The following is a 13,063-nucleotide window of genomic DNA, read 5'->3' as shown; positions in this document are numbered from 1 at the left end:
CCTCTTCTTTTGGAGAGGTTTTATTTTGTTTTAGGTCTTTTATGTGATTTAAAAAAGGAGGATACAGATGAAAAAGTATTTTACTTCAGAATCAGTTACTGAAGGACATCCAGATAAAATTTGCGATCAGATATCTGATGCTATTGTAGATGAGATCTTAAAAAATGATCCATATGCGAGGATAGCCTGCGAGACTGCTGTTACAACAGGTATGGTATTGGTGATGGGAGAAATATCCACAAAGTGTTACGTTGACATACCTAAAATCGCAAGAAAAGTCATAGAGGAAATAGGATACACTCGTGCAAAATACGGCTTTGATGCAGATACATGCTCTGTGCTTACATCAATAGATGAACAGTCTCCAGATATAGCATTGGGAGTTGATAAGGCTCTAGAAGTTAAAAAAGGCATCTCCTACGATGAGCTGGAAGAACAAGGCGCTGGAGACCAAGGCATGATGTTTGGATACGCATGTACAGAGACGCCTGAGCTTATGCCTCTTCCAATATCATTAGCACATAGGCTTGCTCGCAGATTAGCAGAGGTAAGGAAAAATGGCACTTTAGATTACCTAAGACCTGATGGCAAGACACAGGTGACGATTGAGTACGTTGATGACGTGCCAAAGAGAGTTGATTCAATCGTCGTATCTACACAGCATTCACCAGATGTGGATCATGATAAGATTGAAAATGATGTAAAAGAGTATGTAATAAAACCTATCGTTCCACCAGAGCTTATTGATGATGATACGAAGATATATGTAAATCCGACAGGAAGATTCGTAGTTGGCGGACCGCAAGGAGACAGTGGTCTTACAGGAAGGAAGATAATAGTCGACACTTATGGTGGATATGCAAGACATGGCGGCGGTGCTTTTTCTGGCAAAGATCCATCGAAAGTAGACAGATCTGCTGCGTACGCTGCAAGGTATGTAGCGAAAAACATCGTAGCTGCTGGGCTTGCTGAAAGGTGTGAAGTTCAATTGGCGTACGCTATAGGCGTAGCTACACCATTAGAAGTCAATGTAGATACTTTTGGCAGTGGGAAAATATCTGATGAAGAGATATCAGAAATAGTTAAAAAAGTATTTGATTTGAGACCTGCTGCTATCATAAGAGATCTTGATTTAAGAAGGCCTATTTATAGACAAGTTGCAGCATATGGACATTTTGGACGTACAGATCTTGACCTTACATGGGAGAGAACTGACAGAGTTGAGATACTGAAAAAACTTGCTTTCAATAAATAATAATTTTAAAGCCCGGAGTTTCCTCCGGGCTTTGCGGCTTGTATATTTATATTTATAGCCGCGATTTTTATAAAAATTGTACGCTCCGCTACTTTTATTATAGCATAAATTAGATGGCGATTCCATTGCTTTCTCTATTTTCTTTTTCGAGAATTTGTGTCTTTGTTTTAACCAAATTTTCTAATGCTGAAACAAGCATTTGGTTGTACTTTGCATCGCACTCTTTCAAATCTTGTATTGCTTCAATAGCATTTTTAGCTTTTCTATACTGTCTATCGTTTGTCATTGCGTCGAAAGAATCACACACTGCTACAATCTGTGCGCCAAACGGAATGATTTTTAAACCATAAGGATAGCCTGTCCCATCAAGCCTTTCATGATGATATAGCACAGTAGATGTCAAATATGCAAGTGGTGTTAAGGCTTCCAGTATATCGGCGCCGTATTTGGGATGCAATTTCATGACGTCGTATTCCAATTCTGTAAGTTTATCTGGTTTTGCAAGAATACTAATCGGAATCATCACTTTGCCTATATCGTGCAGCAATGCACCCTTGTATATCGTTATTTTTTCCTTTATATTAAGCCGCATCATGTTTGCTACATTGTATGATAACTTTGCGACTCTTATGCTGTGCTTGTACGTCTCGTAATGGTAGTTTTTTAGCGACATCAGAAGATGCGACATCAGTTTTTCTTCATCATAATTCATCTCATTTTTCCCCTTTTTTCGACAATTAATATTATATTATAATTTTTTGCACCAGTCAATAATTTCATACATTGTAATAAAATTCAAAAAAAAAAAAAAAAAAAATTCGGAAAATTTTTAAACACATATCCATATATTGACTTTGAAGTTGTTATTTTATATAATAAGTACAAACATAAGTTCGTAAAGGAGTAATGGAGATGAAGGATTTTGATATACCTGATGTCTACATTGCCATATTGCCTTGCTATCTTGATGATTACGGAGATGGGACGGAATTAATAGACTTAAATGGCAATGTATTGCGTATAAAATCCAGTGTCAAAAGTTGTCTAAAGAGGACTTTGAAAAAGTATGCTGTAGATTTAAGTGCCATAAAAGAAAAGTACGCCAAAAGCCTTGGCATTAAAAATACTTTTCCAATTCCTATAGCTTCTAACTTTACGCTTGTGCAATTAAAAGTTAGAATTCCAAAGGTGGCAAAGGATGTATCTTACGGATATGTATGCTATGAGAAGATAAAAGAGATAGAGGAGCATTCTACGTATTGCATTGTAAATGTTGGTGACGCTAAGATAAAAGTATATCAAAAGAAGATTACGATCGAGAAGCACTTGAGAGATGCTGCCATGATAAAGACTTTTTTTGCTAATTTAAGTCCATTAAACTTTGAAAGTAACAGCTCTATGTATAATCTACCAGCAACGAAAGCAGACATAGCTCTTTTGTATGAAGAAATCGTGAAGATAAAGTACAAAATTGAAAAAATATGATGCGCGCTTCAAATATCTATGAAAATAATATACAATTGTAGATAGAAAATAAAAAAGTAGGGATAACTATGGTTGAAATAATAGGTACTGTTGAGGAAATAATTTTTAAAAACGAACAAAATGGGTACGCTGTGTTAGAACTTAATTCGAAAAAGGATACTATTACAGTAGTAGGATATATGCCTTTTGTTGGGATAGGTGAGACGCTTAAAGTTGAAGGCGAGTGGATGGTACATCCTGACTATGGGGAACAGGTGAAGGTCTCAAAGTACGAGACGATAGCGCCGTCGACATTGTATGGGATGGAGAGATTCTTGTCATCTGGACTCATAAGAGGTATAGGTCCTGTCATGGCGAAAAAAATCGTCTCAAAATTCGGCGTCGATTCTCTAAACATCATAGAATCTCATCCGGAAAAGTTGTTGGATATACCTGGAATAGGCGAAGAAAGAGTAAAGATGATATCAGAATCTTATGAGCAGCAGAAGACATTGAGGGACGTGATGGTTTTTTTACAAGGTTATGGCATCTCCACTACGAATGCAATTAAGATATACAGGCAATACGGCGATGATTCTATAGAACTCATAAAGCAAAATCCGTACAGATTATCGGATGAAATTTTTGGGATTGGCTTTAGGACGGCTGATAAGATAGCTCGAGCAATGGGCGTTGACTTGCATTCCAGCTATAGGATTTCATCTGGCACAAAGTATGTTTTGATACAATATGCATCAAATGGTCATACGTATGTGCCACTTGAACTTTTGCTTAAAGAAACAGCAAGGCTTCTTGAAGTATCAGAAGAAGAAGTTTACGATTCATTGGTTCTTTTGGCACAAAGCGAAAAAGTGAAGTTTGAGACATTTGAAGATGGTTCTCACGGTGTATATTATATACCGTATTTTGTAGCTGAAAACAACACTGCAGATAAGATTTTAAACATGACGCTGACAGATGTAAAGCCTGAGGATATTGATATTGAAAATGAAATATGGAAGATAGAATCAGATATGGGGATTCACCTTGCAGACAATCAGCGGATTGCAGTTTTAGAATCTGTCAAGAACTCAATTCTCGTCATAACAGGTGGACCTGGAACGGGAAAGACTACAATAATAAATTTCATAATAAAGCTTTTTAAAAAATTTAAAAAATCGGTAGCGTTAGCTGCGCCTACAGGGAGAGCTGCAAAGAGGATGACCGAAGCTACAGGGTTTGAAGCGAAGACGATACATCGCCTCTTGGAGTACTCATACACAGAAGAAGAAGGACGAGGCTTTGGCAAAGACGACAAGAATCCATTGACAGAAGATGTCATAATAGTGGACGAGGCTTCGATGATAGATATATTGCTTATGAATGCTCTACTTAAAGCTATCCCATTAAGCTCAAGGCTTATACTTGTAGGTGATGTCGATCAGCTTCCATCTGTTGGAGCTGGCAATGTGCTTAGGGATATCATAGATAGCGGCTTGGTAAAGGTGATAAGGCTTAATAAGATATACAGGCAAGGGAAGGAAAGTTTGATAGTAGTAAATGCCCACAAGATAAACAATGGCGAGTATCCTGTGCTAAACGATAAAGAAAATGACTTTTTCTTTATAAATGCTTCATCGCAAGACGAAATTTTAAATACTATATTGGATTTATGTAAAAGGCGGTTGCCTGAAGCGTATGGATTCAACCCATTTACGGATATTCAAGTTTTAAGCCCTATGAGAAAAGGCTTGATAGGCGTTATAAACATGAACAATGAACTGCAAAGGTGCTTAAATCCTTCAAAAAAAGGACTGGATGAAAGGCAGATGAAAGATTTTACTTTCAGAGTGGGAGACAAGGTGATGCAAATAAAAAATAACTACAAGATGAAGTGGACAAAAGGTGATGAAAAAGGCGAAGGTGTCTTTAATGGCGATATGGGTATCATAGAGTCTATCGATAATGATTCGCAGGAGCTTACTGTCTTATTTGATGATGATAAAAGAGTTGTTTACGATTTTGCAGATATAGATGAACTAAGCCTTTCTTACTGTGTGACTGTCCACAAAAGCCAAGGAAGTGAATTTCCGGCTGTCATCATGCCTATGAGCTTTGGACCGCCTATGCTTCTCACCAGAAACCTTCTTTACACTGCTGTAACGAGGGCTAAAAAACTCGTGGTAATAGTTGGACAGGAAAAATATTTAAAAAGCATGATCGACAACAATCTCATATCAAAGAGGTATTCAGGGCTTTTGCCTAAACTTAGGAAAGTCCTTAAATTTATGGTGGAAGAAAGTTGATTAATTTCACGAATGTTAAATAAATTTTAAGATATGCCGATATAAAGATTAAATAGATGGACGGAAGGATGTACTATGATATTTCTCGATTTGCTATTTCCACCAAAGACAAATTGCATACTGTGCGGAAAGGTGATAAGAGAAGGAAAGATATGCCTTGACTGTGAAAGCAATTTACCGTTTATTGTTGGTAATAGGTGCGTTGTTTGTGGAAAGCCTATCATAGATGGCGACAAATGCCCCGACTGCATGGAGACAAACCATGTTTTTACTCGCAGCATAAGTCCTTTTGAGTATGACGATACGATAAAATCGCTGATTGCCAGATTCAAATACTACAAAGAGAGAAGTTTATCTGAATTTTTTGCAGAATACATGTATAAGTATATTAAAGAAGATGGTGTAGAATTCGATACGATAGTGCCTGTTCCGCTTCACAGGACAAAGCTGGATGAACGTGGATACAACCAATCAGAGCTTTTGGCGAGAGAGCTTTCTTATAGATTCGATGTAATCATGTCAAAGCCTTTGAGACGTATAAAAAACACTAAATCTCAAACTGAACTTAAAAGAGAAGAGCGGATGAAAAACTTAAAAGGTGCTTTTAAAGTGGTTTACGCTGATCTTGTCAAAGACAAGACCGTACTTTTAGTGGATGATGTTTTGACAACAGGTTCTACCCTTGATGAATGCGCAAAAGTTTTAAGAGAGAGCGGTGCAAAAGATGTTTTTGCAGCTACAATAGCAACAGGAAGGAATGTGTGAGGTTCTATGAATATAAGGAATTGTAAAAGGTGTGGAAAACTTTATAACTATACTGGGTTCGATTTATGCCCAGAATGTTTCAACAAAGATGAAGAGGATTTTATGAAAATCAGAGATTACATTGATAGAAATCCGCAGGCGACGGTTTTAGAGGTGTCCAAAGCTACAGATGTTGAGGTGAAAAGAATATTAGACTTTTTAAAAGAAGGCAGACTCATATTGGGCTCTAAAAACACCAATATTTCATTGACTTGTGAAAGGTGCGGTAAAAAGATATTGTCAGGCAGATACTGTGAATCATGTTCAAGAGAACTTGAGAAATCTTTAAAAAGCGCATTAGATGTTGATAAAAGAGACGAAAGTTTTGAAAAACTTTATTTGAGAGACGATAAAAAAGACATTAAAAGAAAATATTAAGTGAAATTGAATTTAACCGATATAATATTGGGAAGGTGGGAATGGAATGAAAATATACAATAATATCAATGTTAACAATATTTACGACATGTATAAGTCTGCAAATGCCAATGCTTTAAATAAAAGTAAGGCAAACAAAGTTGACAAAGTGGAAATATCAGATAATGCTTCTAAGATCAACAAAAGTTTTGCAGAATATGACAAATTGAGAGAAGAAAAGGTGCAGGATATAAAGGCTAAGGTTGATAGTGGCAATTACAACATAAAATCTGATGATATCGCTGAGTCCATAATTAAAGGGGCTATTTTCGATAAAAAAGTTTAAAGGTGGTATAATTATGCCAAATCCGAATATAGATGAGCTTATTTCTATATTGAATGGGGAAATGCTTTTGTACAAAGATTTATACGACATAGCTGCTAAAAAGACCGATGTGATAGTGAGGGGAGAAATACATGAACTGGACAACATGACAAAAGTAGAGGGTAGTATAATAGGTAAGCTTATGGACTTGGAAGATGAAAGAGAAAAATTTTTAAACGACAATTTCGATAGTCAAATGACAATAAGTCAGCTTTGCGGTATACTGCCTGAAGATGACGCCGAAAAATTAAAAACAGTTCAAGAGGAATTTAATGATCTTTTAAGAGCGCTTAGCAATAGAAATGAGTTGAATAAATCACTTCTCAAACAATCAATCGAATTCGTAAACTATTCAATTGGTGTCATATCAAATAATTTGTTAGAGGACAATGGTATATACGGCGAAGGCGGAGTATCAAAAAAGATAAATAGAATCATCGATAAAAAAGCGTAAGAAATAATTATAGCTATGAAAGGAATGAAAGGCAGTGTCTACTTTTCAAGGATTGGAGATAGCAAAAACAGGTCTCTTTGCAAGCCAACAGGCGCTTAACTTGACGGGACATAATATCTCAAATGCAAACACGCCTGGGTATACGAGACAAGTCATAGATCTGTCTGCGATAGCACCTCCTACAACTTACGGTATGGCTGACCAATGGGGCAAAGCCATAGGAGGTGGCGTCAATGTTGATGGTTATCGACAGATAAGAGACCAATTTTTAGATCAGCAGTACAGGAGAGAAAATACTACACTTGGTGAATGGGAGACGAAATCAGATACATTGTCTTCTATAGAAGGCATCTTAAACGAGCCATCTGATACGGGAATCACAACCGTATTAGACAATTTTTTTAATTCACTTCAAGATTTGTCAAAAAACCCGGAAAGCCTTGAAGTAAGAGCTGAAGTTAGAGAAAATGGCATATCACTTACAGATACCATTAATACTATTTATCAGCATCTTGATGACCAAGAAAACCAAATAAATAGCACCATTCAAAGTCGAGTGCAGGAAATCAATTCATATGCAGAACAAATATCGAAACTGAACAATGAGATCTACAGATTTGAGCTTACAGGCCAGACTGCCAATGACTTGAGAGATCAGAGAAATTTACTTGTAGATAAGCTTTCTGAGATAGTCAACATAAATACTTATGAAGATTCAAATGGGAATTTCAGAGTAGATATAAGCGGACAAGCTCTTGTGGATGGGAACAATGCTTACACAATGAGCATAGACAATACAGGGACAATAAAGTGGGATCTTGCGGGAACACCTGTGAACCCGACAGGTGGTATATTAAGAGGACTTCTGGATATGAGAGATGGCGATGGCACAAATGGTGTGAAAGGGATACCTTACTATAAACAGCAATTGAATCAGTTTGCGTACAACCTTGCTACGGTTTTTAATGCACAGCATTCTAAAGGGTATGGGCTTGATGGAAGCACAGGCATCAATTTTTTCAACATAACAGATACTACATATAATCCAACTACTGAATATGCTAAAAATATACAAGTTTCATCAGACATACTTGCGGATGATGGGCTTCAAAAGATTGCCGCAGCATCAGATCCTAATTCATTGCCTGGAGACAATACAAATGTATTGAATCTCATAGCGCTTAGAGATGCGAAGATCAGCAGATTGAACAATGGAACGTTGGATGATTTTATAAGCTCTTTGATTTCCAACCTTGGTGTTGATGCACAGCAGGCAAATCAGATGCAGACAAATCAAAGCACAATGGTGAAACAGGTTGATTACAACAGACAATCTGTGTCTGGCGTTTCTCTGGATGAAGAGATGACGAATATGCTTAAATATCAAAAGTCTTATGAAGCATCAGCAAGGATGATAACCGTCATGGATGAGCTTTTAGATACGCTTATAAATAAAATGGGAGTAACGTAAAAGGCAGGTGTAGACAATGCGAGTAACCAATAACATGCTTGTTATGGATTTTATGAATGACTACAACAAAAATCTTGAAAGGCTTCAGAAAGATCAAAATATGCTGTCAACTGGTGAAAAAGTAAGTAAGCCATCAGACGATCCTGTTGCAGTGGCCAGTATTTTAAGGATAAAGACAGAAATTGCGAGAAATAACGCATATACGAAGAATACAGACGATGCAAAGTCGTGGCTTAGCCTTACTGATACGGCATTAGGGCAAATAGGAGATATGCTGCAAAATGCCAGAGAGTTAGCAGTGCAGGGTTCCAATGGTACGCTCACTCAAAGTGACATGCAAAACTTAGCGGCACAGGTAGATCAGTTAAAACAGCAAATTATACAAGTAGGCAATACACAGTACAATGGAAGATACATATTCGCCGGATACAAGACTGATACAAAGCCTTTTAACGATATAGACAATAGCTACGCTGGCGATGATGGCGCCATAAAGTTTGAGGTAGGCGCGGGTGGCAATACCATACAAGTGAATGTGACAGGCGATAAGGTATTTGATGTATCTGCTGGTTCATCGCAGCTTCTTGATGTGATGGACAAGCTTTCAGATAAATTAAAATCGGGAGATAACCAAGCTGTCAGCAACATAATAGGAGATATAGACAACCAATTGCAAAATATCCTATCAATCAGGGCTGATGCAGGGGCAAAAGCGAATAGGGTAGATCTTACCGCAAATAGATTAAGTGATGATAACTATAACTTTACGGCGCTACTCTCCAAAAATCAAGATGCAGACATAGCGCAGGTCATCACTAATTTAAAGATGGATGATAATGTGTACAGAGCATCATTAGCATCAGGTGCCATGATCATTCAGCCATCATTAGTAGATTTCCTGAGGTAAAGGAATGGTACTATGGATATAGCAATACATCAAACGTTCGGCAGGATAGGCATTGACACTATTCCTGCCGCAATTAATATACACAATCAGAATGCAGATCTTAATATACATCAGGAGATGCCAAAGGTAGAGATTGATCAGAAATTGCCACAGGTTCATATAGATCAGTATCAGTGCTTTTACGAGTCTGGACTTAAAAGCGTATTTGACCTTATACACGACGAAGCGGAAAGAAGCTACCAGATAGGCCTTGAAGCCATAGGGAAAATTGCTGAAGATGGGGATGCCTTGGCATCAATAGAAAACCATCAGAATGTCATACCAGAGTTAGCGTCTCAGGCAGGTGTTGAAAACATAGACTTCAATGTAGACCTTATGCCGAAATCAAGGCCTAAGATATGGTTTGACGGTTATCTCAACATAAACTGGCAGGATGGTAAAGCGTATATAGATGTTACACCAAAAAAACCTGAAATAGATGCGACAAGGGCAAATGTAAATATATATATGCTTCAGTATCCGTCTATAAAAATCGACTACATAGGTCAGAATGTGGATGCGATAGTTTGAATTTGAAAGAGAGGCATGAGCAATGGATATAGAGACAAGAAATTTTGGCGTTGTCAGCTACAGCGAAGAAGATGTAATTCACTTTGAGGAAGGTATACCAGGCTTCGAGGGACTTAAAAGCTTCATTCTTCTAAGCTCTGAAGAATTTACCCCCTTTAAGTGGCTTCAGTCCCTCGATGATACGGATATAGCATTTGTGATAATCGATCCTAAAGCTATAATAAAAGACTATAAAATCGAATTAGATGTGGAGACGGTAAAAGCGTTGGACATAAAAGACTTAAACCACATTCTCGTTTTTGCCATCGTCGTAATACCTGATGAAATCGAAAAAATGACTGCCAACCTAAAAGCCCCTATAATCATAAATGCAGAAAACAATAAAGGGATGCAGATACTTCTCGACAATGATGAGTACATGATAAAGCATCCTATACTTAAGGAGTTAAAAAATGCTGATACTTAGCCGTAAGACAGGGCAGTCTTTGATTATAGGGGATGATGTAGAGATAAAGATCGTTAGTATCGATGGCGACAATGTAAAAATAGGCATATCCGCTCCAAAGAATGTAACTGTCGTAAGAAAAGAGCTTTTAGAAGTAAAAGACGAAAATAAAAAGGCGATTAATATAGATAAATCATCGCTTGAGAAATTAGAAAAAATTATAAAAAAAGGCTAAAGTAAAAAAAAATAAAATCGATATATATAGTGTGAAACAAATGATAAGCAGTTGGCCAACTGTGAAAGATCTATGGTCAATATGGCATGGATGCCAAATAAAAATTCAAGGAGGAATAAAATATGGTAATCAACACAAACATAAGTGCTATAAACGCATGGAGAGCACTTGAGACAAACAACACAAACACACAAAAAGCATTGCAAAAATTATCATCAGGTTACAGAATCAACAGTGCAGCAGATGATGCAGCAGGACTTGCAATATCTGAGAAAATGAAAGCGCAGATAGCTGGCTTAGATCAAGCTCAAAGGAATGCGCAAGACGGTATATCACTTTTGCAGACAGCAGAAGGTGCATTAAATGAGACAACATCAATTCTTCAAAGGATGAGAGAATTAGTAGTTCAAGCATCAAATGATACAAATACTAATACAGACAAAGTTAATATTCAAAAGGAAATTGATCAGCTTAAACAAGAGATCAATAGAATAGCTACTACGACACAATTTAATCAAAAAAATCTCTTAGATGGCACTGCTAATGTTACATTGCAAATTGGGGCTAATGATAGTCAGACTATATCTATTACTATTGGCAAAATGAGTGCATCAGCCTTAAAAGCGTCAGCTGCTGCCATGAGTATAGCTTCTATATTTGTAGGTTCGGCAGGTGGTAGTGTTTCAGCAGCTAGTATATCAGCTCAAATTGATGTTATAGATAAAGCTATAAATCAAGTTTCAGGTCAGAGAGCTGATTTAGGTGCATATCAAAACAGACTTGAGCACACAATAAACAACCTTGGCACAGCATCAGAAAATTTGACGGCTGCAAATTCACGTATAAGAGACGTAGACATGGCTCAAGAGATGATGGAATTCACAAAGGACAACATACTAAACCAAGCAGCCACAGCAATGCTTGAGGGAATAGCTGCATAAGCTATTTCACACAGGCGTCCTGAAGAGTAATTTTCAGGATTACCACCGGGTGAATTGCTGGAAAACCCTTAAGCCTTATACCCTACAACATAATCCGAAAGGATAAATGTGACAGGTTAAAAAGTATAAGGATTGGGCAATCAGCAGCCAAGCCCCTGTACCGAAAGGTTGGGGAAGGTTCAACGATCAGGACATACCACCTAAAAGAAAAACTCATGGTGATGAAGTCCGTAGGGATGAATCCCGAAGTGCCCGGCTCCTATTTGATATAGGATGAAGATATGATCTATTCGATATCGAAAGATATCGGCCTGGAAGAGCTCAGGCAAATCAACAACCGCAGACAGTATTACAATTACTAAGATAATACAAAAGGGAGGCAGAGCCTCCCTTAAATCATATTCTTAGATTTTAGATCTCTTATTTTCCATACGATGCCCCAATACGATCTATTCAACCTATTAGCAATATCTTTGTCCTTATAGCCATTTTGCTTCATATCGATAATTTTATCGATATCTTCATCAGTGTACGATAAAAACTTCCTATTGTAAAAAGTTCTTGTGTTTATTCGCTTATCCTTTTTGCACTCATCGTCAATCCTTTTTTCTATATCCCATTTATAGTTCATACTTGCTATTTGACTAACATATGGTCTTACAATGTCTAAAAAATTAAATACTTCTTCTCTTTTTCCAATTGTTAAAATATATTTTTTGCCATCTGGATGCTTTTTTAAATTAAATTTAACATTGAAAGTTTTATAAATATGCTCCTGCATTATCATATTTTCTTCTTTACTAAAATTCAGTGTATATAATGTTATAATAGGATTTACAGTTATATTGTGTTTATTATTTTTTGAAATTACGAGGCTGCCATCATCCATATATAAACAGGCAATTCCAACAGGTTCATTAAGTAACTTAATATTATCATATGTTATGGTTTTATGCTTATTAATATAAAATTTCTCATATAAATCTGAAAATATTGGGTGCGATATTGATTGAAGAGTATTATTTCTGTTTATCTTAAAACCTAAATTCCTTAACTGTGCACATTTCCAGAATCTATATTCATATTGTTGCTGGCAAAAATGCTCTCTATAAAAAGCATTTCTACCTCTTGGCGCGTATGATAAATTTCCATCTCCCAGAATACTACCGACGATTATATTTAGCTGATAATTATTTGGATGGATATCTGGAATATTTGCAATATATTTTTCTTTACGAGCATTTGTTAGTGACTCATGCTGCTTTCTTATGTAATCAGGACTTTTTCTTATACCATATTTTGATGCTAATCGCCTCACGGATTGTTCAGTTATACCTAGTTTTTGTGCTAAAACTTTATTGTCCGTATTAGGATAATATTTTTGTATATATTCTAATTTATCCACAATAGCACCAACTTTCGAACGAATGTTTTGTTATATTATAATGTATTTTAAAAATGTAAGTCAA

Annotated in this window: 15 protein-coding genes; 13 read left to right on the top strand and 2 right to left on the bottom strand. The window is 36.7% G+C overall.

Features of this window, described 5'->3' with window-relative positions; genetic code table 11:
* Positions 1 to 67 precede the first annotated feature (67 nt).
* Entirely contained in the window at positions 68 to 1,255 is a 1,188-nt protein-coding gene (gene metK, locus BVF91_RS01315) for a methionine adenosyltransferase (RefSeq protein WP_085111737.1), read from the top strand.
* A gap of 109 nt (positions 1,256 to 1,364) precedes the next feature.
* Here metK and BVF91_RS01310 read toward each other — a convergent pair whose 3' ends face one another.
* Complete coding sequence (locus tag BVF91_RS01310) at positions 1,365 to 1,967, bottom strand: HD-GYP domain-containing protein (RefSeq protein ID WP_085111736.1); 603 nt, start codon at positions 1,965 to 1,967, stop codon at positions 1,365 to 1,367.
* A gap of 200 nt (positions 1,968 to 2,167) precedes the next feature.
* Here BVF91_RS01310 and BVF91_RS01305 point away from each other — a divergent pair, with 200 nt between their 5' ends.
* From BVF91_RS01305 to BVF91_RS01250, 12 genes are all read left to right on the top strand, one after another.
* Positions 2,168 to 2,740 carry a hypothetical protein gene (locus BVF91_RS01305; RefSeq protein ID WP_085111735.1) on the top strand — a complete coding sequence of 191 codons (573 nt, stop codon included), beginning with the start codon at positions 2,168 to 2,170 and terminating at the stop codon, positions 2,738 to 2,740.
* 68 nt (positions 2,741 to 2,808) lie between these two features.
* Positions 2,809 to 5,025, top strand: a complete 2,217-nt coding sequence (gene recD2, locus BVF91_RS01300) for an SF1B family DNA helicase RecD2 (protein ID WP_085111734.1) — start codon at positions 2,809 to 2,811, stop codon at positions 5,023 to 5,025.
* 75 nt (positions 5,026 to 5,100) lie between these two features.
* Positions 5,101 to 5,790 (top strand): ComF family protein, encoded by a 690-nt coding sequence (locus tag BVF91_RS01295; protein ID WP_085111733.1) that lies wholly within the window; start codon positions 5,101 to 5,103, stop codon positions 5,788 to 5,790.
* Between the two features lie 6 nt (positions 5,791 to 5,796).
* Entirely contained in the window at positions 5,797 to 6,207 is a 411-nt protein-coding gene (locus BVF91_RS01290; protein ID WP_085111732.1) for a TIGR03826 family flagellar region protein, read from the top strand.
* A 46-nt stretch (positions 6,208 to 6,253) separates the two neighbouring features.
* Positions 6,254 to 6,532: a flagellar biosynthesis anti-sigma factor FlgM gene (gene flgM, locus BVF91_RS01285; RefSeq protein ID WP_085111731.1), complete on the top strand. Its 279-nt coding sequence runs from the start codon at positions 6,254 to 6,256 to the stop codon at positions 6,530 to 6,532.
* A 13-nt stretch (positions 6,533 to 6,545) separates the two neighbouring features.
* Complete coding sequence (locus tag BVF91_RS01280) at positions 6,546 to 7,025, top strand: flagellar protein FlgN (RefSeq protein ID WP_085111729.1); 480 nt, start codon at positions 6,546 to 6,548, stop codon at positions 7,023 to 7,025.
* A gap of 34 nt (positions 7,026 to 7,059) precedes the next feature.
* Positions 7,060 to 8,496: a flagellar hook-associated protein FlgK gene (flgK, locus tag BVF91_RS01275; protein ID WP_085111728.1), complete on the top strand. Its 1,437-nt coding sequence runs from the start codon at positions 7,060 to 7,062 to the stop codon at positions 8,494 to 8,496.
* A gap of 16 nt (positions 8,497 to 8,512) precedes the next feature.
* A complete protein-coding gene (gene flgL, locus BVF91_RS01270; RefSeq protein ID WP_085111726.1) occupies positions 8,513 to 9,403 on the top strand; it encodes a flagellar hook-associated protein FlgL in 891 nt (296 codons plus the stop codon).
* Between the two features lie 12 nt (positions 9,404 to 9,415).
* A complete protein-coding gene (locus tag BVF91_RS01265) occupies positions 9,416 to 9,973 on the top strand; it encodes a DUF6470 family protein (RefSeq protein WP_085111725.1) in 558 nt (185 codons plus the stop codon).
* Between the two features lie 22 nt (positions 9,974 to 9,995).
* On the top strand, positions 9,996 to 10,439 hold the full coding sequence (gene fliW, locus BVF91_RS01260) for a flagellar assembly protein FliW (protein ID WP_085111723.1): 444 nt from the start codon (positions 9,996 to 9,998) through the stop codon (positions 10,437 to 10,439).
* On the top strand, positions 10,426 to 10,653 hold the full coding sequence (gene csrA / locus BVF91_RS01255) for a carbon storage regulator CsrA (protein WP_085111722.1): 228 nt from the start codon (positions 10,426 to 10,428) through the stop codon (positions 10,651 to 10,653). The genes fliW and csrA overlap by 14 nt, the downstream gene beginning before the upstream one ends.
* 122 nt (positions 10,654 to 10,775) lie before the next feature.
* Positions 10,776 to 11,594 carry a flagellin N-terminal helical domain-containing protein gene (locus BVF91_RS01250; RefSeq protein WP_085111721.1) on the top strand — a complete coding sequence of 273 codons (819 nt, stop codon included), beginning with the start codon at positions 10,776 to 10,778 and terminating at the stop codon, positions 11,592 to 11,594.
* 391 nt (positions 11,595 to 11,985) lie between these two features.
* Here BVF91_RS01250 and BVF91_RS01245 read toward each other — a convergent pair whose 3' ends face one another.
* Positions 11,986 to 12,999 (bottom strand): endonuclease, encoded by a 1,014-nt coding sequence (locus BVF91_RS01245; protein WP_085111719.1) that lies wholly within the window; start codon positions 12,997 to 12,999, stop codon positions 11,986 to 11,988.
* Positions 13,000 to 13,063 lie beyond the last annotated feature (64 nt).

This window comes from Thermoanaerobacterium sp. PSU-2 (assembly GCF_002102475.1).
Lineage (GTDB): Bacteria > Bacillota > Thermoanaerobacteria > Thermoanaerobacterales > Thermoanaerobacteraceae > Thermoanaerobacterium.
Note: the sequence above shows the minus strand (reverse complement) of the source record. Positions and strands in the feature narration are given on the sequence as shown.